Source organism: Mangrovimonas aestuarii, from assembly GCF_028767185.1.
GTDB classification, from domain to species: Bacteria; Bacteroidota; Bacteroidia; order Flavobacteriales; family Flavobacteriaceae; genus Mangrovimonas_B; species Mangrovimonas_B aestuarii.
Genome location: NZ_JARACK010000011.1, coordinates 15,369 through 38,459, shown reverse-complemented (window position 1 = coordinate 38,459; position 23,091 = coordinate 15,369). Strand labels below are relative to the sequence as shown.

At 36.9% G+C, this 23,091-nt stretch carries 13 protein-coding genes; all 13 read left to right on the top strand.

The window, feature by feature from the left end:
* Positions 1 to 19 precede the first annotated feature (19 nt).
* On the top strand, positions 20 to 730 hold the full coding sequence (locus PWU04_RS12610; RefSeq protein WP_274476479.1) for a hypothetical protein: 711 nt from the start codon (positions 20 to 22) through the stop codon (positions 728 to 730).
* 93 nt (positions 731 to 823) lie between these two features.
* Complete coding sequence (locus PWU04_RS12605; RefSeq protein WP_274476478.1) at positions 824 to 1,570, top strand: hypothetical protein; 747 nt, start codon at positions 824 to 826, stop codon at positions 1,568 to 1,570.
* A 242-nt stretch (positions 1,571 to 1,812) separates the two neighbouring features.
* Complete coding sequence (locus tag PWU04_RS12600; protein WP_274476477.1) at positions 1,813 to 2,340, top strand: DUF6913 domain-containing protein; 528 nt, start codon at positions 1,813 to 1,815, stop codon at positions 2,338 to 2,340.
* On the top strand, positions 2,333 to 3,211 hold the full coding sequence (dapA, locus tag PWU04_RS12595; RefSeq protein WP_274476476.1) for a 4-hydroxy-tetrahydrodipicolinate synthase: 879 nt from the start codon (positions 2,333 to 2,335) through the stop codon (positions 3,209 to 3,211). Before PWU04_RS12600 ends, dapA begins: the two co-directional genes overlap by 8 nt.
* 140 nt (positions 3,212 to 3,351) lie before the next feature.
* Positions 3,352 to 4,164 carry an outer membrane protein assembly factor BamD gene (locus tag PWU04_RS12590; RefSeq protein WP_274476475.1) on the top strand — a complete coding sequence of 271 codons (813 nt, stop codon included), beginning with the start codon at positions 3,352 to 3,354 and terminating at the stop codon, positions 4,162 to 4,164.
* Between the two features lie 7 nt (positions 4,165 to 4,171).
* Complete coding sequence (locus PWU04_RS12585; RefSeq protein WP_274476474.1) at positions 4,172 to 4,498, top strand: DNA-directed RNA polymerase subunit omega; 327 nt, start codon at positions 4,172 to 4,174, stop codon at positions 4,496 to 4,498.
* Between the two features lie 6 nt (positions 4,499 to 4,504).
* Entirely contained in the window at positions 4,505 to 5,716 is a 1,212-nt protein-coding gene (coaBC, locus tag PWU04_RS12580) for a bifunctional phosphopantothenoylcysteine decarboxylase/phosphopantothenate--cysteine ligase CoaBC (protein WP_274476473.1), read from the top strand.
* Positions 5,709 to 6,596, top strand: coding sequence for a type IX secretion system protein PorD (porD, locus tag PWU04_RS12575; RefSeq protein WP_274476472.1), 888 nt, complete (start codon positions 5,709 to 5,711; stop codon positions 6,594 to 6,596). The genes coaBC and porD overlap by 8 nt, the downstream gene beginning before the upstream one ends.
* A 63-nt stretch (positions 6,597 to 6,659) precedes the next feature.
* On the top strand, positions 6,660 to 8,312 hold the full coding sequence (gene recN, locus PWU04_RS12570; RefSeq protein WP_274476471.1) for a DNA repair protein RecN: 1,653 nt from the start codon (positions 6,660 to 6,662) through the stop codon (positions 8,310 to 8,312).
* Between the two features lie 48 nt (positions 8,313 to 8,360).
* Positions 8,361 to 9,176 carry an enoyl-ACP reductase FabI gene (locus tag PWU04_RS12565; protein WP_274476470.1) on the top strand — a complete coding sequence of 272 codons (816 nt, stop codon included), beginning with the start codon at positions 8,361 to 8,363 and terminating at the stop codon, positions 9,174 to 9,176.
* 352 nt (positions 9,177 to 9,528) lie between these two features.
* A complete protein-coding gene (locus PWU04_RS12560) occupies positions 9,529 to 14,325 on the top strand; it encodes a fibronectin type III domain-containing protein (protein ID WP_274476469.1) in 4,797 nt (1,598 codons plus the stop codon).
* A 178-nt stretch (positions 14,326 to 14,503) separates the two neighbouring features.
* Positions 14,504 to 19,297, top strand: a complete 4,794-nt coding sequence (locus PWU04_RS12555) for a fibronectin type III domain-containing protein (protein ID WP_274476468.1) — start codon at positions 14,504 to 14,506, stop codon at positions 19,295 to 19,297.
* A 335-nt stretch (positions 19,298 to 19,632) separates the two neighbouring features.
* The gene (locus PWU04_RS12550) at positions 19,633 to 23,061 is read left to right on the top strand and encodes a T9SS type A sorting domain-containing protein (protein WP_274476467.1); all 3,429 of its coding nucleotides are present in this window, start codon (positions 19,633 to 19,635) and stop codon (positions 23,059 to 23,061) included.
* Positions 23,062 to 23,091 lie beyond the last annotated feature (30 nt).

The window sequence follows — 23,091 nt, the reverse complement described above, 5'->3', positions numbered from 1 at the left end:
AGATAAAGGAGATAAAGTAATGGATAAGTCTAAATTGTTAACGGCGTTAGTTTTGGTGTTTTGCCTGCTATTTGTCCTTTTTCAGGTTAATGATAATGAGGGGCTTGCCGAATCTACTAGAGGATTAATTGTTCCCATTATTACAGCTTTTTACTTCTTGAATGCAAAGTATAAATCGAAATTTTTTAGTGCCTTTTTAGTCCTTTTTTCAATTTCTGAACTGTTGTATTTATTTGATGATTATATTTTGTACACAGTCGATTATTTATTGGGAAACGGACTTAATATAGCTGCCTATATTTGCTTTATTGTTGCTATTCTAAAGACCTTGGACATAGCTTATATTTTAAAAAACTGTAGGTTGCAATTATCGGTACTTATTGTGTTGAATAGTTATATAGTTTATGTGTTGTGGGATATTCAGTATTCAATACGGGATTTTGGTTCTATTGGATATGAGTATATCGTAGAGATGATTTACAACATTGTAACTTTATTGTTGCTATCTATTGCCTTGTTAAATTACCTTTACAAAGATGATAAACGTTCATTGCTTTTGTTTTTAGGAGCATTAAGTCTTTTGTTTTCAGAAGTTATCCAAATAGCATATTATTACATCGCAGAACGAGAATTGCTTAACATGTCTTATTCAACATTACTTATCTTAGCATTTTATCTGTTTTATATCCAGTCTACAATTAAAGAGGAAGAGGTTCCGTCTTTATCTTAGGTTTTACTTTTAATAATTAGTAAGGTTTGGTGTAAATGTTTGGTTTTTAGAATATTTTATTATATTTGAGACGCCTACTTATTCAAATCTACTATGAGAAACTGGACTACTAAAAGTCAAGTTGCCTTATTCATCTGTGTGCTCTTGTGTGTGCTCGGATTGAACATCTTTGCATCGGTGACTAACAATCAGCTGTTGTTGCAGTGGACCAAACCACTGTTTGTGCCTGTTATTTTATCCTTTTATTTGTACAGAAAGAAAAAACAAGATACCCTATTGGTAATTTTTTTATTGTTTTTTTTTCTAGGTGACTATCTGTCCGCAATCTCCAAAGACATTTGGGCAATACGCAGCTCTAATGTGTTGCATTGCCTCAGTTACTTGGGGTTGTTGATGGTGTTGGCAAGAAAAGTTAAGAGATTGAGTATTGATAAGGTTGTTGGAGGATATCTTTTAGTTGTGTTTTTAATCAACGCATATTTTCTATTGGTATTATTTGAAATCTTGAAGGTAACCGTTGTGGATGATTTCAAATTAGTACTTTTTATTATTAGCGGAACAGTTCTTTTTGTTATGTTATTCGTTTCTTTTGCCATTTATTTAAGTTCGGACACAAAGCAAGCAATAATGTTTCTTATGATGGGGTTATGCTTTGTGTTTGCGGAAGTTTTTTACTTTGTGGGTGAGTATTATCTATATCATTGGAGTTTTATTGCGTTCAACAGAATATTGTATGTTTCAGGATTAGTGTTTTTAATTTTATACAGAGACATCTACCAGTCTGTTAAAGTCATAAAACAACTTGACGAAGTAAATACTGTTGAAAGGGTTGTGTTTTAATCTGCCTTAAAAAATCCTTTTTAAATTCTGTGTTTCTTTACGGTAAAGTAAAATCTATTTTACGAGTTTTATTCCTTGGTAAACTGTTTGCTTATAACTAATCTGTAAATAACTTTATTTATGTGTTTTTAGAATAGGGAAAGCTTATAGAGATACAAAAAGACTAAGATTCGTAATTAAACGATCAAGTTGTGTTTAAACAGGCAGTACTTTTACTACCTTTGCGCAAAGTATAAAGTTGAATGATTTTTAAGGGATTTAGGAAAAATTCTGCACAAAAACACATTAACAATTCGTTAAATAGATCTAGGGCTAATGCTGTATCCAACAGAATTAAAACCGTTGGTATCGTGTATAATCTTGATGAGCTGAAAAATATTGATTTGTTGAAATCATTAACAGGAACTCTTAATGTTAAGGAAACGGATGTTAAAATTGTAGGGTATTCTAAGAAAGCTCCAGAAAGTGCTCCTTCTTTTGGGGATGCTTTTGGTCCCAAGGATTTTAATTGGATGGGGAAGATAAAACACCCAGACTTGAAACAATTTGTAGAAACTCCTTTCGATATTTTGATAAGTTATTATGCTGAAGATGTAACCGAATTAAAAATGATAACCGTTGATTCTGCTTCAAATTTCAAAGTGGGCATTCTACAAACAGATGACCGTTTAAATGATTTGATAGTAAAAACATCAGCAAACGATTTTAATACTTTTAAGAAAGAACTTAAAAAATACCTTTTAATACTAAACAAAATAGCAGATGAATAAGAATTTTGTAGGAACGGGTGTGGCATTGGTGACGCCTTTTAAATCAGATTTCAGTATAGACCATGAAGCTTTGGCTAATATTGTAAATTTCAATATTGACAATGGAATAGATTATTTAGTGGTTCTTGGTACTACAGCAGAAAGCGCAACTTTAACTTCCAAGGAAAAACAAGAGGTAATAGCTACCATTAAAGCTGCAAATAATGGACGTGTACCAATGGTTCTGGGTGTTGGCGGAAATAATACAGCTGGAGTAGTAGAGCAATTAAAAACTACAGATTTTTCAGGTTTTGATGCGGTTCTTTCTGTATCACCTTATTATAACAAGCCATCGCAGGAAGGCATTTATCAACATTTTAAAGCAGTTGCACAAGCTTCGCCTAAACCAGTGATTCTTTATAATGTGCCTGGTAGAACGTCAAGTAATATGACTCCGCAAACAGTAATGCGCTTGGCAAACGATTTCGATAATGTAATTGGAATAAAGGAGGCAGCAGGCGATATGGTTCAGGCAATGAAGTTAATACAACACAAGCCAAAAGACTTTTTGGTAATCTCTGGAGATGATATGATTACATTGCCAATGGTATTGGCTGGTGGAGCTGGAGTGATTTCTGTTATGGCAGAAGGGTTTCCTAGACAGTTCTCAACTATGGTGAATTTGGGTCTTGAAGGGAACGCTGAAGAGGCTTATAAAATTCAATTTAGCTTAATGGATGGAATTGATTTGATTTTTGAAGAGGGTAACCCTGCAGGTATTAAGGCTGTATTCGAACAGTTAAAATTGAGTGCAGATGTTGTTCGTTTGCCTTTAGTTTCTGCCAGCGATATGCTTAAGCAGAAAATTAAACAATTCATGTCTGATTTATAAAATAGGGCTTGGCTTAAACATTGGTAAAAGTTAAATAAAACCTAAACCTGAGTTTAAGCCAATTTGTGCTGTTATTTTAGCAGGAAATATTATTTTTATAATCAATATAATTGGTTTAATTTTGCGTTCTGTTTAAACTTATGAGGAAATTTCTTTATTTACTTTTAATATTCACTGGATTAAGCTCTTGTAGTACTTATCAAAAGGCTCTTAAAAGTGACGATACAGCTTTGAAATTCAAGGTTGGCGATTCACTTTACGAGCTTGGAAAGTACGCTAAAGCAAATAGACTATTTGAGCAAATAGTACCAAACTACAGAGGTAAGCCACAAGCTGAGAAGCTTATGTACATGTATTGCAAATCGTTTTACGAGATGAATGATTATTATGTGTCAGGGTATCAGTTTGAGCGTTTTGTATCAAGTTATCCTGAAAGCGAAAAGTTAGAGGAAGCCTCGTTTTTAGAGGCAAAAAGCTATTATATGCTTTCCCCTGCTTACAGTAAGGATCAAGTAGATACAAAAAAAGCGATAGAGAAGCTTCAATTGTTTATTAATTCATATCCAGAATCAGAGTATATTACTGAAGCTAATATGCTTATTAAAGAATTGGATATAAAGCTTGAACGTAAGGCTTACGAGATAGCAAAGCAATTTAATACAATAGCAGAGTACAGAAGGGATTATGAGGCTCCCATTAAAGCCTTCAATAATTTTATTTTAGATTACCCAGGATCGGTTTATCGTGAAGATGCTATGTTCTATAGATTGGATTCAGCCTATAATTTGGCTGTAAACAGTGTGGAATATAAAAAGAAGGAACGTTTGGAGACCGCTCAAACTTATTATAATGCTTTCAAAAAGGCATATTCAAACTCAGGGTATTTGGAACAAGCAAATACAATGGGGGCTGAAATTGAAGAACAGTTAAATATCATTAACACTAAAAGTTAATACAATAATGGATTTAAAGAAAATCAATGCTCCGGTGAATACTGTGACGTACGACAGAAATCAAGTAGATGACTCTACAGAGAACATTTACGAAGCGATTTCAATCATTTCAAGACGTGCAGAGCAAATCAATACCGAAATTAAAAAGGAATTGATTGAAAAGTTGGATGAATTTGCAACTTACAACGACAGTCTTGAAGAGATTTTTGAGAACAAAGAGCAAATTGAGGTTTCTAAGTTTTATGAAAAACTACCTAAACCTCATGCATTAGCTGTTCAAGAGTGGTTAGATAATAAGGTGTACTACAGAAACACCGAAGAAGACGAACAATAATTTAGCATGTCTATTTTAAGTGGCAAAAACGTTCTTGTTGGCATTAGTGCTGGAATCGCTGCTTATAAAACAGCTTCATTAGTAAGATTGTTTATAAAAGCAGGTGCTCATGTAAAAGTAGTCATGACACCTGCTTCTAAAGATTTTATTACCCCCCTTACACTTTCTACGCTTTCCAAAAACCCTGTGTTCTCTTCATTTACAAACGAAGAAGATGACGATGCTGTTTGGAATAATCATGTAGAATTGGGGTTGTGGGCAGATTTATTTTTAATAGCTCCCGCTACAGCCAATACAATGGCAAAAATGGCCAACGGTGTTTGTGATAACATGTTAATGGCTACTTATCTTTCGGCTAAATGTCCAGTTTATTTTGCTCCGGCAATGGATTTGGATATGTATAAGCATCCTTCTACGAAACATTCATTCGATACACTTAAAAAGTTTGGAAATGCTATGATTCCTGCAACCAGTGGTGAATTGGCTAGTGGTCTGGTAGGGGAAGGTCGTATGGCTGAACCGGAAGATATTGTTGCTTTTATTGAGAGCGACATATTGGATAAACTACCACTTAAAGGGAAAAAAGTATTACTTACCGCTGGACCTACTTATGAGGCCATCGATCCTGTTCGTTTTATTGGAAATCATTCTAGTGGAAAAATGGGATTTGAGATAGCTAAAGCAGCAGCCAATTTAGGCGCTGAGGTTGTTTTGGTAACTGGACCTACCCAGCAAAGCGTTGAGCATGGTTCGATTTCTGTTATCCCAGTTGTAAGTACAGAGCAGATGTACAATGCTGTTCATGAGCATTATTCATCGGTTGATATCGCTATTCTTTCTGCTGCAGTATCAGATTATAAGCCAAAAACTGTTGCTGATCAGAAAATTAAAAAGAAATCAGATTCTCTTACCATAGAACTGGAAAAAACTCAAGATATTTTGGCTTCATTAGGAAAAGCTAAAACCCATCAGTATCTTGTTGGTTTTGCTTTAGAGACAAACAATGAATTGGAGCATGCAAAAGCAAAACTTAAAAACAAAAATTTAAATTTAATTGTATTAAATTCGTTGAATGACAAAGGGGCCGGTTTTAAAGGCGACACAAATAAAGTTACCTTAATAGATAATAAAGGTAATATTATGCGTTATGAGCTTAAGTCTAAAACTGAAGTGGCTCAAGATATAATGAACGAAATTTTAAAACGATTAGATGCGTAACCTATTAATCTCTTTACTTTTTTTTGTTTCTCTAACTGTTTCTGCTCAAGAACTTAATTGTAGTGTAATTGTAAATGCACAACAAACTGGCAATCAAAATCTTCAGGTTTTTAAAACATTGGAACGGCAGTTAAATGAGTTTGTCAACAAAACGCAATGGACCCGTAAAACATTTACAGCCCAAGAACGTATAGATTGTAGTATGGTGATTACCATTACAGAATTTGAATCGGAGCGTTTTGGAGCTACCATTCAGGTTCAATCTTCTAGACCTGTTTTTGGCTCATCTTATAGTTCACCTGTTTATAATTACAACGATAAGGATTTTAACTTTCAGTATGTTCAATTTGAGCGAATGGTATTTAATCCCAGTCAGTTTGAGTCTAACTTAATTTCTGTGATTTCATTTCACATCTATATGATTCTAGGAATAGATGCAGATAGCTTTGCCCCCAACGGAGGTGATGAATATTATAAACAAGCTCAAGCAATAGTAAATTATTCCCAACAGGAAAATGCTAAAGGTTGGAAACTAGAGGATGGCTTGCAAAGTCGTTATATGCTAATTGATAATATTCTTTCTCCAACTTATAAGGAATATAGGCAAACAATGTACAATTACCATAGGGAGGGGATGGACATAATGAGTGATAATGTTAAGCAAGGTAAAACAAAAGTTGCCGAGAGTTTAATGCAGCTTCAGGCTATGCATGGTAGGAGGCCAAATTCATTTTTGATGCGTACTTTCTTTGATGCTAAAGCCGATGAAATTTCTGATGTATTCTCTGAAGGTCCAACGGTGAACATTTCAGATCTTGTAGACTTACTCAATAGGATAGCTCCTATACATTCTGATAAGTGGAGAAATATCAAACTTTAATTTGATTACAATTTAAAACTCAAGTATCTTTGGTTGCTCAAACCCAAAATGCTTTAAGTCACTTTGCTAACGTCCCTTACTATAAAGAACTATGCCTTAATTGATGAGTTACAAGTAAACTTCAATGGAGGTCTTTCTATAATTACAGGTGAAACCGGAGCTGGAAAATCCATTTTACTTGGTGGATTATCTCTTATCCTTGGAAAACGTGCTGATTTAAGCAGTTTAAAGGATAGCTCAACCAAATGTATTATTGAGGCGGTTTTCGATATTTCTAATTATAAACTTCAGGAATTATTTGAAAAGCAAGAGTTGGATTATGATAATCAAACTATTGTTCGGCGTGAAATTTTACCATCAGGTAAATCGCGTGCCTTTGTGAACGATTCCCCTGTAACCCTATCAAACCTCCAGGCTTTATCTACACATTTAATTGATATACATTCACAACATCAAACGCTAGAAATTATTCAGGATGAATTCCAGTTTCAAGTAGTGGATGCGTTGGCAGATGTAGAAACGGATTTAGTTAGTTATAGCAGTCTTCTTAAGGAATACAAAAAGCTAAATAAGGAGTTGGATAAGCTTGTTGCATTCCAAGCAGAAGCGACCAAAGAGTATGATTATAACAGTTTCTTGCTAAATGAGTTGGTTGAGGCAAAGCTGGTTGATGGTGAGTTGGAGTCGCTTGAGGAAGAGTACGAAACACTTAACAATATTGAGGATATTAAGGAAAAGCTATCTGGTTCTTATAAATTGTTAAATGATGAACAAATAGGTGTGCTTTCTACATTAAACAGTATAAAACATCAAATGCAATCTGTTGCTGGATATTCCGAAAAATACGCATTGGTTTCCCAGCGTGTTAACAGTAGTTTGATAGAACTGGATGATGTGTTTGCTGAATTGGAGCAGTTACATGATGAATTGGAGGCAGATCCTAATCGTTTGGATGAAGTAAATACAAAGCTTCAGCTGTTACATAATTTAATGAAAAAACATATGGTGAGTAGTATTTCTGAATTACTTGCTATAAAAACTGAATTAGAAGATAAAGTAACGGCTACAGAAAATATAGAAGATACGATTAAGGAGAAAGAAGCTGCTGTTGTAAAGCTTCAGAAAGAAATAGATGCAATTGCTAAAGCAATTCATAATAAACGATTGAAGGTACTTCCTGATCTAGTGTCTCAATTAGAAACCTTGTTAAGCGATTTAGGAATGCCCAATGCTAGATTTAATGTGGAGTTATTAGAAACTGAATCTTATCTGAGCAATGGTAAGGATGAGATTGCTTTTTTGTTCTCAGCTAATAAAGGTGGGCGTTTTAACGTTTTGAAAAAAGCAGCGTCTGGAGGGGAGTTATCGCGAATTATGCTGGCGATAAAATACATATTGTCAAAGTACATTCAATTGCCAACCATTATGTTCGATGAGATTGATACTGGAGTGTCTGGGGAAATTTCGAACAAAATGGGAGATATCATGAAGCAAATGAGTCAGACCATGCAGGTGTTTGCCATTACGCATTTACCGCAAATTGCGGCTAAAGGCCATGCTCACTTTAAGGTTTATAAAGAAGATGTGGAAGATGTAACCCAGACTAATTTGGTGCAATTGGGGCATGATGAGCGCGTTGCAGAAATAGCTCAAATGTTAGGAGGTGTAGAATTGTCAAATTCTGCTATAGCCCATGCCAAACAATTATTGAATTAATAGTATCTTTGGACAGCTAATAACGAATCAACGAAAATACAGATTACCATGTCATACAATTTATTAAAAGGAAAAAAGGGAATCATTTTTGGGGCGCTTGACGAGAACTCTATCGCCTGGAAAACAGCAGAACGTGTTCACGAAGAAGGTGGAGAGTTTGTTTTGACCAATGCACCAATAGCAATGCGCATGGGGCAAATCAATGAATTGGCAGAAAAAACAAACTCGCAAATTATTCCTGCTGATGCAACCAATATGGAAGATTTAGAGAAATTGGTTGACCAAGCTATGGAAATCCTTGGGGGTAAAATAGATTTTGTACTGCACTCTATTGGAATGTCAGTGAATGTTAGAAAAGGTCGCCACTATACAGATCAGAACTACGACTTTACAGCTAAAGGATGGGATGTATCTGCGGTATCTTTCCACAAGGTAATGCAAACGCTTTACAAAAAGGATGCTATGAACGAGTGGGGTAGTATAGTAGCTCTTACTTATATGGCTGCACAACGTGTATTCCCTGACTATAATGATATGGCTGATAACAAAGCTTATTTGGAGAGTATTGCTAGAAGTTTTGGATATTTCTTCGGAAAGGATAAAACAGTACGTGTAAATACAATTTCACAGTCTCCAACTCCTACAACTGCAGGACAAGGGGTTAAAGGGTTTGATGGGTTTATCGCTTATGCAGATAAAATGTCTCCACTTGGTAATGCGTCTGCTTTAGATTGTGCAAACTACACAGTAGCTATGTTCAGTGATTTAACGAGAAAGGTTACATTGCAAAACTTGTTCCATGATGGTGGATTCAGTAATGTAGGGGTAAGCGATGCCGTGATGGAAGCTTTTACACAAGAATAAGTAAAATTTAACATCTTATAATATTCATAAGGAGTTGCTAAATAGCAGCTCTTTTTTTTTATGGCAAAATCCATTTGTTAATAAATGACTTAAGATGTTGTTCTTAAAAGTAAGTAATGATAGATATGATATGCTCGTCATAATTTAATAAGTGTAATATTGTCTTAATTTAGTTCTCATCAAGATTAAATCTTACTTATAAAAGTGTCTTTTCTTTCTTTAAATGTAAGGTTTACTGTTGTTTTTGTTAAGTTGGGTTAACATCTTGTTATTGCTATATTTAACAAAATTATAAGATTAGTTTTGATTATAAATTGCTAAAAAAAAATTATTAATTAAACTAATTTACCAAATGAAAAAGAAAACATTTTGGCTTATAGCCATTTGTTGTTTTGTGCATTCATGGCATAGTTTTGCACAATTCACATTTCCCAGCATTACAGGACCTACAACGGTGGCACAGGGTGCCCCATACACAGAGAACGTTAATGATATTAATAATAGTGAGCTTGTTCCAGCAGGATTATATGACTCATTCTCCGTTTCTGTAGACTGGACTAATATTTCTGGTTCTTGGTCCAGTGAAGCAGATTTAACAGTAACGACTTCGGCTGGTTCGGTTCAAATCGATCCTCCTACATCAGGAGCTGGTTATTCTACTCCAACAACGTTAACTTTTAATGGTTATTTTACCTCGTTGTATGATCCTTCTGTTGATGGGTATTTAGATGTGGTTTATAACCAATCTTTTAATGGAAGTAGTGCTAGCTGGGCAAATATTGTGATAACTCTATATGAGGCGCCTACGTGTCCAAATCCAACACAATTAAGTGCTTCAAATATTACATCTACTTCTGCAGATTTGGCTTGGGTGTCAGGCAATACAGAAACCTTATGGGATATCCAATACGGAATGCAAGGATTTACTCTTGGCGAAGGAACAACTATTCCCGGAGTAGCTTCTTCCCCTTACTCTTTATCAGGTCTAACTTCAGCTACTTCATACCAATATTATGTTAGAGCAGATTGTGGTGCAGGTGATGTAAGTGTTTGGGAAGGACCATTCAGCTTCACTTCCTTGTGTGATGTTTTTTCACCAGATTATTGCGAAAACTTTTCTACTGCACCTATAGGAAGTTATAATAACAGTACTGTTCCAAACTGTTGGACGTTTATAGATCCTACGCCAGGTAACTATGGTTATGGATATGTGAATTCTTCTGCAGAATTTTATATGTATAATAGTTCGGATTTGACAGGTGATTATATTCTGGTTGGACCAAATACTACTGGGTTAAGTTCTGGAAACTATCGCATAAAATTCGATGTAAAAGCAGCTGGGACAGAGCAATCTGTAATTGTAGGAACAATGGATGGTAATACGGCTACTTCTACATTTACTGCAATAACTACAATTAATATGGTGTCTACTGCCTACGAAAATCATATAGTGAATATTCCTGTTGGAACTGATCAATATCTTGCATTTAAACATGGTCAGGATGGTACATATGATAGTTTTAAATTAGACAATATATGTGTAGAGGAAATTCCATCATGTATAGAGCCCTATTTAAGTACGTTAACGGCATCTAACATTACTTCTACATCCGCCGATTTGGGATGGACCGAGAGTGATGATGCTACAATGTGGGATCTAGAGGTTGTAACTGTAGGGACAACACCAACAGGTACGCCTACAGCTACTGAAGTTAATACAAATTCTTACTCTGCTACAGGTTTAACTTCTGCAACAGATTACGATTTTTATGTACGAGCAAATTGTGGTGTAGGTGATGTAAGTGCTTGGACAGGACCATACAGCTTCACTACATTATGTGATGCATTCACTCCAGATTATTGTGAAGACTTTTCTACAGCAACAGTGGGTAGCACTTCTAACAATACTGTACCGAACTGTTGGGCGTTTATTGATGCGACTCCTGTTTCCGGTGGGTATGGTTATGTTAACTCTAGTGGAGAATTTTATATGTATAATGCTTCGGATTCTACAGGTGACTATATTTTAGTAGGTCCAAACACGACTGGATTAAGCTCTGGAACTAATCGCGTTACTTTTGATGTAAAGGCGGGAGCTGCAGGTAAGTCAATTATAGTAGGTACTATTGATGGTAATTCTACTGGTTCTACTTTTACTGAAATTACTACAATTACTTTAGCAACCAATGCATACGAGAATCATATAGTAAATATTCCATTGGGAGCAGACGGGCATATTGCTTTTAAACATGGTCAAGATGGTACTTATGATAACTTTAGATTAGACAATATTTGTGTTGAGCCAATGCCCGCATGCCCAGAACCGTTAGTTTATTCGTTTACGGCTTCTAATATAACTTCTTCTTCTGCCGATTTGGGATGGACTGAGAGTGGTTCGGCAACTTTATGGGATATAGAAATTGTAGCGGCTGGAACAACACCAACAGGTATGCCTACAGCTACCGCCGCTACAAACCCTTACTCTGCTACAACCTTAACTTCTGCAACAGATTACGAATTCTATGTTCGTTCAATTTGTGGTACAGACGAAACAAGTATTTGGTCAGGTCCTTACAGCTTCACGACATTATGTGCTCAGTTTACTCCAGATTTTTGTGAAGATTTTGGAACTGTGCCAACAGGTACATCTAGTAACACTACGGTGCCAAACTGTTGGACGTTTATAGATTCGGGTTCTGGGTATGGTTATGTAAATGCATCAGAAGTATTCTATATGTACAATGCTTCACATACTACAGGTGATTATATTTTAGTAGGTCCAAACACTATTGGGTTGAGCTCGGGAGCTAATCGCGTAACATTTGATGTTAAAGCAAATGGAAGTGGTCAATCAATTATTGTTGGAACAATGGATGGTAATACAGCCAGTTCTACTTTTACCGAAATAACAACAATTGCATTAACAACAACTGCTTTCGAGAGTCATATTGTTAATATTCCTGTGGGAACTGATGAGTATATTGCCTTTAAGCATGGTCAAGATGCGGCTTATGACACTTTTAATTTAGACAATATTTGTTTGGAGCCAATTCCATCATGTCCTTCAGTAACGCTTGTTGAGGCAAGTAATATTTTGGCAAATTCGGCAGATATTTCATGGACAGCTGGTAATACTGAAACCTTATGGAATATTGAATATGGTCCTACTGGGTTTACACTAGGTTCAGGAACTCCGGTTTCTGGAGTTACAAACCCATACACATTATCCGGATTAACATCTCAAACAGAATATGATGTATATGTACAGGCAGATTGTACAGCTGGTGATTTAAGTACATGGAGTGATGTGTATTCATTTAGTACAGCCTGTGATGTAATGAGTACCTTGCCTGTATGTGAAGACTTCTCAACGGCTCCGGTAGGGAGTACTTCTAACCCTACTAATGCCGATTGTTGGAGCTTTGTTGATTCAGGTGCGGGATATGGTTACGTAAGTAGTGTTGGTGGTCAAAATTTTTACATGTCAAACTCTAATGATGCTATTGGAGATTATATTTTAGTTAGTCCTGCTATCACAAACGTGGCAGATGGAACCAACCGTATCAACTTAACTGTTGATGGGTCTGCTGGTCAGACACTTATTGTGGGGACAATGAGTTCTGCAGACAACACAGCTTCATTTAGTGCCATAGAAACGGTGACCCTTGCTACAAGTGATTCTGAAGTTCATATGGTAAATATTCCAGTGGGAACAAATACCTATGTTGCAATTAAGCACGGACAGGAAGGGATTTATGATTCATATTATTTTAACTCTATTTGCATAGAGCCAATACCGTCTTGTCCTGAATTGTCAGATTTAACAACTAGTACAATTACTGAAAATTCAGTAGAACTTTCATGGACAAATTCAAGTAGTGAAACAACTTGGAATATTGAATATGGAACTCAGGGATTTGTTCTTGGTTCTGGACTGCCTAATGTAGCAACGTCAAATCCTTTCACTTTAACAGGATTGTTGCCGAGTACATCTTACGATGTTTATGTACAAGCCGTTTGTGGGGAAGGTGACCTTAGTGCATGGGCAGGACCATTAAGCTTTACAACGGCTTGTGGTACAATGATGCCAGATTATTTAGAAAACTTTTCTACTTATTCGTCTTCAGTCTTGCCTAATTGTTGGGAAGAGGCAAATGATAGTTCTATAGAGTCAGGTCCGGCAATTGGTAATGGAGCATGGAGTAGTGATGGCTTTTTGAACAATGGTTCTGTTGGTGCTGCTAAAATTAACCTGTATTCTAATGTAAACAATGGTGATTGGTTGATTTCGCCATATATCAATTTATCGAACGGTAATCATGAGCTTAAATTCGATTTAGGTATTACGACCTATAGTGGTACGACAGATAGTGATATGGGAAGTGATGATGAGCTTAAGTTGTTAATTACCACAGATGAAGGTGCCACATGGACTACCTTAATGACATGGGATGTAAATAACCAACCATCAAATACAGGAAGCCAGATAGTGGTTGATTTGAGTTCTTACAATGCTGAATATACTAAGTTTGCTTTTTGGGCAACAGAAGGAACAGTAAACGATGCTGAAGATTATAATTTATATGTTGATAATTTTGAAGTAGTTGCTTTACCGCCAGCTTGTTCTAACCCTTCAGAGTTAACAGTAGCTAATATTACAGATACAAGTGCAGATTTATCATGGTTAGAAAATGGTAACGCTACATCTTGGGATATAGAGGTAGTTGTTGCAGGAACAACTCCAACAGGTACGCCTACAAATGCATATGTAACTTCAAATCCATATACGGTTACAGGGTTACTTGCAGATGTTGAGTATGAGTTTTATGTACTTGCTACTTGTGATGCCGGCATTAGTGCATGGGTTGGTCCTTTCTCATTTACAACGAATAGCACTTTGGGTATAAACGAAAATGAGCAAATCGAGTTTTCATATTATCCAAACCCAGTAGAAAATGTTTTGAACTTAAACGCTCAAAATACAATTGATGCTGTGATTGTATTAAATGTTTTAGGACAACAAGTTGTACATGTTCAACCAAATTCTTTAGAAGCTAAAGTTGACATGACTGAGTTATCTGAAGGCGCTTACTTTGTAAAAGTGACAATGCGCAATGCAACTAAAACCATAAGAGTTCTTAAAAAGTAATATTCTCAAAAAACCGATTTCTTTTTATAGCCTATGGAGTTTTCCATAGGCTTTTTTTATGCTTAAACGTTAGAAATGTTAATCAAGGTTAACGGGTGTTTATTTTTGTTTTGAGTGGGGTAAAAAATGTAGATTTAGCACTCTTTTAACTAAATAATAATAATTAACTAAACGATTTATGATGAAAAAAACTACATTTTGGCTGATTGCCATATGTTGTTTTGCGTATTCCTGGCAAAGTTTTGCGCAATACACATTTCCAACTATCACTGGACCCACACTAGTTGCACAGAGTTCAGACGTAACAGAAAATGTAAACGATTTGGCTAATACAGCAGCTGTTCCTGCAGGCTTGTATGATTCCTTTTCCATTTCTGTAGACTGGGCCAATAATTCAAATGCCTGGTCGAATGAGGCAGATATGACAATAACCACCACTGCTGGTTCTATTGTTATTGATCCTCCTACTGCTGGTGGGGGAAATAATACAGCGGCTACAACTTTAACCTTTTCAGGTGATTTCGCTGGATTGTATGACCCTACTGTTGATGGGTATCTAGATTTGGTTTATGGCCAATCATATAATGGTAGTAGCGCAAATTGGTCTAATATTATCATTACACTAAATGAAGCGCCTACTTGTCCTGCCACAACAGATTTGGCAGTATCGAACATAACACCTACTTCAGCCGATTTATCGTGGGTAGCAGGTAATGCAGAAACGTTATGGAATGTAGAGTATGGGCCAACTGGCTTCACTCAGGGTTCTGGTGTTAGCAGTAATGGGCTTACTAGCACTTCGACTCCTGTTTTAGGACTAACTGCAGCGACTACATACGATTTTTATGTTCAAGCCGATTGTGGTGCAGGAGACACAAGTGAATGGACAGGTCCTTTTAGTTTCACGACCTTGTGTGTTGCTTTCACTCCAGATTATTGTGAAGATTTTGCTACTGCAGATACAGGGGCTTACAACAACAATACAGTACCAACCTGTTGGACGTTTTTAGATCCAACTCCAGGTACATCGGGGTATGGTTATGTTACTTCAGATCAGGATTTTAGATTGTATAATTCTAGTGATACTACTGGTGATTATATTCTAGTTGGGCCTAGCACGACTGGTTTAACCTCTGGAAATTACAGAGTGAACTTCGACGTAAGAGCAGGAGCTTCTGGTCAATCTATTATTGTAGGAACAATGGATGGTAATACTGCTAGCTCTACTTTTACGGCTATTAGTACAATTGCCTTGTCTTCAACATCTTATGAAAACCACATTGTTAACATTCCAGCTGGTACTGATGGGCATATTGCTTTTAAGCATGGACAGGATGGATCTTACGATAATTTTTATCTAGACAATATCTGTGTTCAAACAATACCAACATGTCCAGAACCTCTAATTAGTTCTCTTACTGTTTCTAATATTACTTCTACCTCGGCAGACTTAGGATGGACAGAGAGCGGTACAAGTACAGCTTGGGATGTTGAAGTTGTAACTGCTGGTACTGCTCCTACAGGAACAGCTACAGCATCTGGTGTTTCAAACCCTTATAATGTTACAGGTTTAACATCGAATACAGAGTATGAATTCTATGTGCGTGCAGATTGTGGTGCTGGAGATTTAAGTTACTGGACTGGACCATTGAGTTTTACAACGCTATGTGAGGCGTTTTTACCGAATTATTGTGAAGATTTTGCTACTGCAGATACAGGAGCTTATAACAATAATACAGTACCAGGTTGTTGGACATTTTTAGATCCTACTCCAGGAACAGGAGGTTATGGTTACGTAAACACTGATGATGAATTTTATTTATACAACAGTTCAGACAGCACTGGAGACTACATTTTAGTGGGACCTAACACTACTGGGTTAAGTTCAGGAGCTAATCGCGTTACTTTTGATGTAAAGGCAACAGGATCTGGCCAGTCAATTATTGTAGGAACAATGGATGGTAACTTGGCTAGTTCTACTTTTACGGCTATTACTACAATTGCATTGTCTACAACATCTTATGAAAACCACATTGTGAACATTCCTGCGGGAACTGATGGTCATATTGCCTTTAAGCATGGTCAAAATGGTACTTACGATTCATACCGTTTAGACAATATTTGTGTAGAACCTATGCCTTCATGTCCAGAGCCGTTAATTAATACCATGACGGTTTCCAATATTACTTCTACCTCAGCAGACTTAGGATGGACAGAGAGTGGTACAAGTACAGCTTGGGATGTAGAAGTTGTAACTGCTGGTACTACACCAACAGGAACAGCTACGGCTTCTGGTGTTTCAAACCCTTATAATGTTACAGGCCTAACATCGAATACAGAGTATGAATTCTATGTACGTGCAGATTGTGGAGCAGGTGATGTAAGTGTTTGGACTGGGCCATTCAGTTTTTCAACCTTATGTGATGCGTTTGCACCAAACTATTGTGAAGATTTTGCTACTGTGAGTGCAGGGACATCAAGTAATCCTACGGTTCCAGGCTGTTGGACGTTTATAGATTCAGGTTCTGGATATGGTTATGTAAACTCTTCGGCGGAATTTTATTTCTATAATGGTTTTGACGGTACTGGAGACTATATTTTAGTGGGGCCTAACACTACAGGATTAAGTTCAGGAACTAATCGTGTCACTTTTGATGTGAAGGCAACAGGATCTGGACAATCAATTGTTGTAGGAACAATGGACGGAAACTTAGCTAGTTCTACATTCACGCCAATAATTACAATTGCATTGGCAACAACTGGTTATGAAAGTTACGTTGTGAACATTCCTTCGGGAACTGACGGACACATTGCCTTTAAGCATGGACAGGATGGTACTTATGATTCTTACCGCTTAGACAATATTTGTGTAGAGCCTATTCCTTCATGTCCTTCAGTAGCATTTATTGAGGCAAGTAATGTTTTAGCAGGCTCGGCAGATATTTCGTGGACAGCTGGTAATACAGAAACCTTGTGGAATATAGAGTATGGGGTAACTGGATTTACACCTGGTTCTGGTACAACTGTTTCTGGAGTAACTAATCCTTACACTTTATCAGGTTTGACCTCGCAAACAGATTACGATGTTTATGTGCAGGCAGATTGTACTGCTGGGGATTTAAGTGAGTGGGCTGGTCCATTTAACTTTACTACAGCTTGTGATGCATTCTCAAGTTTGCCTTTATGTGAAGACTTTTCTACTACACCGTCTGGTACATCTACAAATCCTACTATACCAAGCTGTTGGTCGTTTATAGACTCTGGGGCTGGTTACGGTTATGTTAACTATTCTCAGGCATTTTACATGTATAATAGTAGTGATGATGCTGGAGACTATATTTTGGTGAGCCCTGAAATTACTAATGTTGCAGATGGAACTAATCGTGTTAAATTTACTGTAGATGGTAGTGCAGACCAAACTTTAATTGTTGGTACTATGACAGATTCAGGTAACGCCTCTACATTCACAGCAATTCAAACTGTTACTTTGGCTACAAGTAATAATGAAGTTCATATAGTTAATATTCCGTTAGGTACAGATGGTTTTGTTGCTATAAAACATGGAATGGTAGGTACATACGATTCATATACTTTTGATTCGATTTGTATTGAGCCAATTCCATCTTGCCCTGATTTATCTGATTTTGCAGTTGATTCAGTAACAGATACTACAGCGCAATTTTCATGGACCAATGGTGGAAGTGAAGCAGCATGGAATCTTGAATGGGGAACTCCTAATTTTGTTTTTGGTTCAGGTTTAACTGCCGTAGCTACAACAAATCCTTACACTTTAACAGGATTGACACCTAGTACGTCTTATGATATTTACATTCAAGCTGATTGTGGTGCTGGAGATACTAGTCCATGGATTGGGCCATTTAGTTTTACTACAGCTTGTGGTGCTTATGAGCCTGATTATTTAGAGGACTTTTCAACTTATTCTTGGTCTACGTTGCCAGATTGTTGGGAAGAAGCAGATAATAGTCCATTGGCAACAGGTCCGGTAGTAGGTAACGGTACTTGGGCTCAAGATGGCTACTTAAATAGTGGAACTACTGGAGCTGCCAGATTTAATTTTTATAATGCAAATGACACAGGTGATTGGTTGATTTCGCCTTATATAGATTTATCAGGTGGTATTTGTGAGCTTACATTCGATTTAGGAATTACAGCATTTAGTGGTACTGCAAACAGTGCTATGGGAAGTGACGATGAGCTTAAATTATTAGTTACAACAGATGGTGGTGCCAATTGGACGACCTTGATGACCTGGGATGTAAATAACCCTCCATCAAATACAGGTAGTCAGATAGTGGTAGATTTAACTAGTTATAATAACGCATATACCAAGTTTGCTTTCTGGGCAACAGAAGGAACGGTAGATGATGCAGAAGATTATAACGTATACGTTGATAATTTTGAAGTAACGATGATAACTCCGATTTGTTCAGACCCTTCTGATCTTACAGTTGCAAATATTACAGATACAAGTGCTGATTTGACTTGGATTGAAAACGGTAATGCTACTACATGGGATATTGAGTTAGTTGTAGCTGGTACTCCTCCAACAGGTACTGCTACAAATGCAGATGTGGCTACTAATCCATTTACAGTTACAGGTTTACTTCCAGATGTTAGTTATGAGTTTTATGTGCTTGCTGCTTGTGAAACTGGTATTAGTGGATGGGTTGGTCCTTTCTCGTTTACAACGAATAGCACTTTGGATATAAACGAAAATGAGCAAATCGAGTTTTCATATTATCCAAACCCAGTAAACAATGTATTGAATTTGAATGCTCAAAATACTATTGACGCTGTAGTTGTGTTAAATGTCTTAGGGCAACAAGTTGCCTATGTAGAGCCAAATTCTTTAAGTACTATTGTTAATATGGCAGATTTGTCTGAAGGGGCTTACTTTGTTAGAGTAGTGATGGGTAATGCAGCCAAAACGATAAGAATTATTAAGAAGTAAGTTTCAAAATAAATTAATTCTTTCTTAAAGCCTATGGAATGTTCCATAGGCTTTTTTTTTGTGTTTAACACCTAGCGAATGATACATGTTTCTGTAGATTCTGTTTATTGAATTAATTAGTGGTTTTTTTAGTTGTTGTTTAAATGTATGTCATTGATAATAAAGCGTGTAAGTTCGCTTTTTTTTGATTGCGAGATCGTTAAAGAAAGTTGTTGAGAAATGGTTATTTGATTGAAAAAAAACAATTTTAATAAAAATAGTTTGTTAAAAAGAGTTAATAGTGTTAGTTTCAGCAAAATTTTTAACCAAAATTAACAATTAACTAAAATTAATTTATGAAGAAAATTACTTGTTTTCTATGGGCATTTCTATTGTCTATAGTGACTGGATTTGCGCAATCAATAGATACGCAAACCTTTACCGCTACTGGGTTGGACAGTGATGCATTCACCCTTACTGTCACGCCAGATCAAATTACTGTAAATCAAGGTCAGCCAATGACCGCAATTACCATCAGCAACTTTTCAGCGACTTATGGGTCTGCACCTGGTGGTTGGGACTATTGTGGTAACTGGTATGATTTTGCTTTATCCGTAACCGGTGGTACAGCCGATGGAACCTCAATTGCTAATGGCTGTTCTGCAGATTACAATGATCTTGATGTTACAGGGTTTACATCGCTTACCTTCACTTCAAATAATTTAGATACTTGGGATGATCAAGCGTTTTTATCGGTAGAATTTGAGGTAACTTACGACACGCCAAGCTGTGCTAAACCAATTAATGTTGTTGTAGCTATTGACGACGTAGATCAAGCTACAATTAACTGGGAAGCTGGTGGTTCTGAAACAGAATGGAACTATGAGTATGGAGAGGCTGGATTTGAATTTGGAACTGGCACTACGGGAACAGTAAGTACAGATCCAACTTTAGCTTTGAGCTCATTATTGCCAGGAGGAAGTTACGATATTTACCTTCAAGCCAATTGTGGAAGTGAGACCAGCGTTTGGACAAATGCAATTACATGGACTCAGCTAAACTATGGGGAAACCTGTGATCTGCCTATAGTGGTAGATGCGCTACCGTATCTTGATTCAGACGATACCGCTTTGTTTGGTGATGATTATTCTGGAACACCAGGAGCTACAGGTTGTGGTACAACTTCCTCTTATTTAAATGGAGATGATGTGGTTTATGCCTACACAGCTACAGCAGATGAGTCTATTGAAGTATCATTAACACCAACAACTTCCTATGCAGGAATTTTTGTGTACGAAGATTGTGCCGATATAGGTGTTGCTTGTATTGCGGGGGGTAATTACGATTACGTAGAAGGTATAGCAGAGATAAATTTTGATTTAGATGTAGTCAGTGGAACAACATACTATTTTGTTATCTCTACTTGGGCTTCTCCTCAAAGTACAGAATATAATTTTGAATTGACACAGAATACGTGTGTTGATGCTGCGGCTACCTATTTGGTTGTTAACGACTGTGAGACTAGTGGTGGATTCCTGATTGAGGTAGATATTACAGATATGGGAGATGCCGCTTCTTTAACAATTACTGATGACCAAGGAAGTGCAGAACAAGTTGTATCTGAAACAGGGTTGTTGACTTTTGGACCGTACGATAACGCTACAGAAGTTAACATTACCGTAAACGATACAGACGATCCTAACTGTCCTCTATATAGTGGTGTGTTGACACAAGCTGCGTGTCCAGTACCTGGTCAAAACTGTGGTGAAGCTATAGTGGTAGATGCTTTGCCTTATACTACTATAGATGATACGTCTAACTATTTTGATGATTATGATGGTAACCCGGGAGAAAACTGTGGTGGAAACAACTGGTACTTAAACAGTGATGAAGTGGTATATGTTTATACGCCTACTACAGATACTTCGGTAGAAGTAGCGTTGGTTCCAACCGATGATTATACTTACTCAGGACTTTTTGTTTACAACAGTTGTACGGATATAGGTGTAAACTGTATTGCGGGTAATAGTGGTTATAATACCGATATTAACTTCGATATGGATGTTACTGCTGGAACGTCATATTACTTTGTAATTGCTTCTGCTTGGACACAGTCTATTGCTTACATGTTTGAATTAACAGAAAATACCTGTGTAGATGCAACTGCTAATTATATGGTGGTTAACGATTGTGAAACTAGTGGAGGGTTCCTTATTGATGTTAATGTTACAGATATGGGAGATGCCGCCTCTTTAACAATTAGTGATGATCAGGGAAGTGACGATCAGGTTGTTTCTGCTACTGGTGTGGTGACTTTTGGGCCTTACGTAAACGCTACAGAAGTTAATATTACCGTAAATGATACCGATGACCCTAACTGTCCGTTGTATAGTGGTATGTTGACTCAAGCAGCATGTCCAATTCCAGGACAGAATTGTGGTGAAGCTTTAGTTGTTGATGCATTGCCATATTCTACTACCGATGATACTGCTAACTATTTTGATGATTACGATGGAATACCAGGAGCGTCAGAAGGTTGTGGGGTAAGTTATGGTTATTTAACAGGGGATGATGTGGTTTATGTTTATACTGCAACTACAGATACATCTATAGAGGTGTCATTGACTCCTACAGGGAGTTATTCAGGGATTTTTGTTTATGAGAGTTGTGCCGATATAGGGGTAAATTGTATTGCTGGAATGGGTGATTACACTACTAATGAAAGGAATTTCGACTTAGATGTAATCGCAGGAGAATCGTATTATTTTGTTATCTCTACCTGGGCCTCTCCACAAAGTACTGCGTATACCTTTGAATTAACCGATAATACCTGTTCCAATGCAACAGCAACGTATACAGTTGTGGATAATTGTGATACCACAGGAGAGTTTTTTGTAGATGTTGATATTACAGATATGGGAAGTGCTAGTAGTTTAACAATTGCCGATGACTTCTTTGGTTTTGTAGAAACTGCTACAGCTACAGGAGTAGTTCAATTTGGACCATATACTTCAGGAACTTCTGTTTCCTTTACCGTAACAGACGACAACGATGCGAGCTGTGAGTTCACAAGTGATCCTGTTACTTTTGATTGTCCTCCATCTAATGATGACTGTTCAGTAGCTGATGTTGTTACTCAGGAAACTGGTATTATAGATGTAGCTTCTGCTACAGCAATTCCAGGAACCATAGACGGTTCTACCGATTCTGGTTTGGCAGCCGAAGGTTGTGATGGTGGAACAGGAGGAACGGCCAATGATGATGTATGGTATACATTTGAAGCGTTGACTTCTGACGTGAACATAACCTTTGATGCGAATTTCGACTGTGTGGTTCAATTGTATTCTGGTACATGTGAAGGTGGGTTAAGCGTAATGGACTGTTCTGATAGTAATTTCTCTGCAGGGGTAGAAGAGGTTCAGGCTACTGGATTGACTGTAGGTGAAACGTATTATGTACGTATATATCAATATGCTTCAGCTGTAGCTGCAGATGGAACGTTCAATTTAAAAGTTTGGTCGCCAACTACCTTGGGAGTTGAGGAATTAGAACAATTGTATCAATTCTCATATTATCCAAACCCAGTTAGTTCTAACTTGATGTTAACAGCTCAGAAAGACATTCAAAATATTGCTGTTTACAATATGTTGGGTCAGCAGGTTATTAATGCTGCTCCAAATACCATGAAAGTAGATCTAGATATGTCTAACCTGCAAACTGGAGCATACTTTGTTAAGGTTATGATCAATGATACTCTTGAAACCATTAGAGTAGTTAAGGAATAAAGGTTTAGTTAATTTAATATAGTGCTTTCA

Bases quoted from the DNA above. Each gene is read 5' to 3' on its own strand.
- porD (WP_274476472.1), top strand. From the start codon at position 5,709: ATGCGTAACCTATTAATCTCTTTACTTTTTTTTGTTTCTCTAACTGTT.
- PWU04_RS12585 (WP_274476474.1), top strand. From the start codon at position 4,172: ATGGATTTAAAGAAAATCAATGCTCCGGTGAATACTGTGACGTACGAC.
- PWU04_RS12550 (WP_274476467.1), top strand. From the start codon at position 19,633: ATGAAGAAAATTACTTGTTTTCTATGGGCATTTCTATTGTCTATAGTG.
- PWU04_RS12565 (WP_274476470.1), top strand. From the start codon at position 8,361: ATGTCATACAATTTATTAAAAGGAAAAAAGGGAATCATTTTTGGGGCG.
- coaBC (WP_274476473.1), top strand. From the start codon at position 4,505: ATGTCTATTTTAAGTGGCAAAAACGTTCTTGTTGGCATTAGTGCTGGA.
- PWU04_RS12560 (WP_274476469.1), top strand. From the start codon at position 9,529: ATGAAAAAGAAAACATTTTGGCTTATAGCCATTTGTTGTTTTGTGCAT.
- PWU04_RS12555 (WP_274476468.1), top strand. From the start codon at position 14,504: ATGATGAAAAAAACTACATTTTGGCTGATTGCCATATGTTGTTTTGCG.
- PWU04_RS12600 (WP_274476477.1), top strand. From the start codon at position 1,813: ATGATTTTTAAGGGATTTAGGAAAAATTCTGCACAAAAACACATTAAC.
- PWU04_RS12590 (WP_274476475.1), top strand. From the start codon at position 3,352: ATGAGGAAATTTCTTTATTTACTTTTAATATTCACTGGATTAAGCTCT.
- PWU04_RS12610 (WP_274476479.1), top strand. From the start codon at position 20: ATGGATAAGTCTAAATTGTTAACGGCGTTAGTTTTGGTGTTTTGCCTG.
- PWU04_RS12605 (WP_274476478.1), top strand. From the start codon at position 824: ATGAGAAACTGGACTACTAAAAGTCAAGTTGCCTTATTCATCTGTGTG.
- dapA (WP_274476476.1), top strand. From the start codon at position 2,333: ATGAATAAGAATTTTGTAGGAACGGGTGTGGCATTGGTGACGCCTTTT.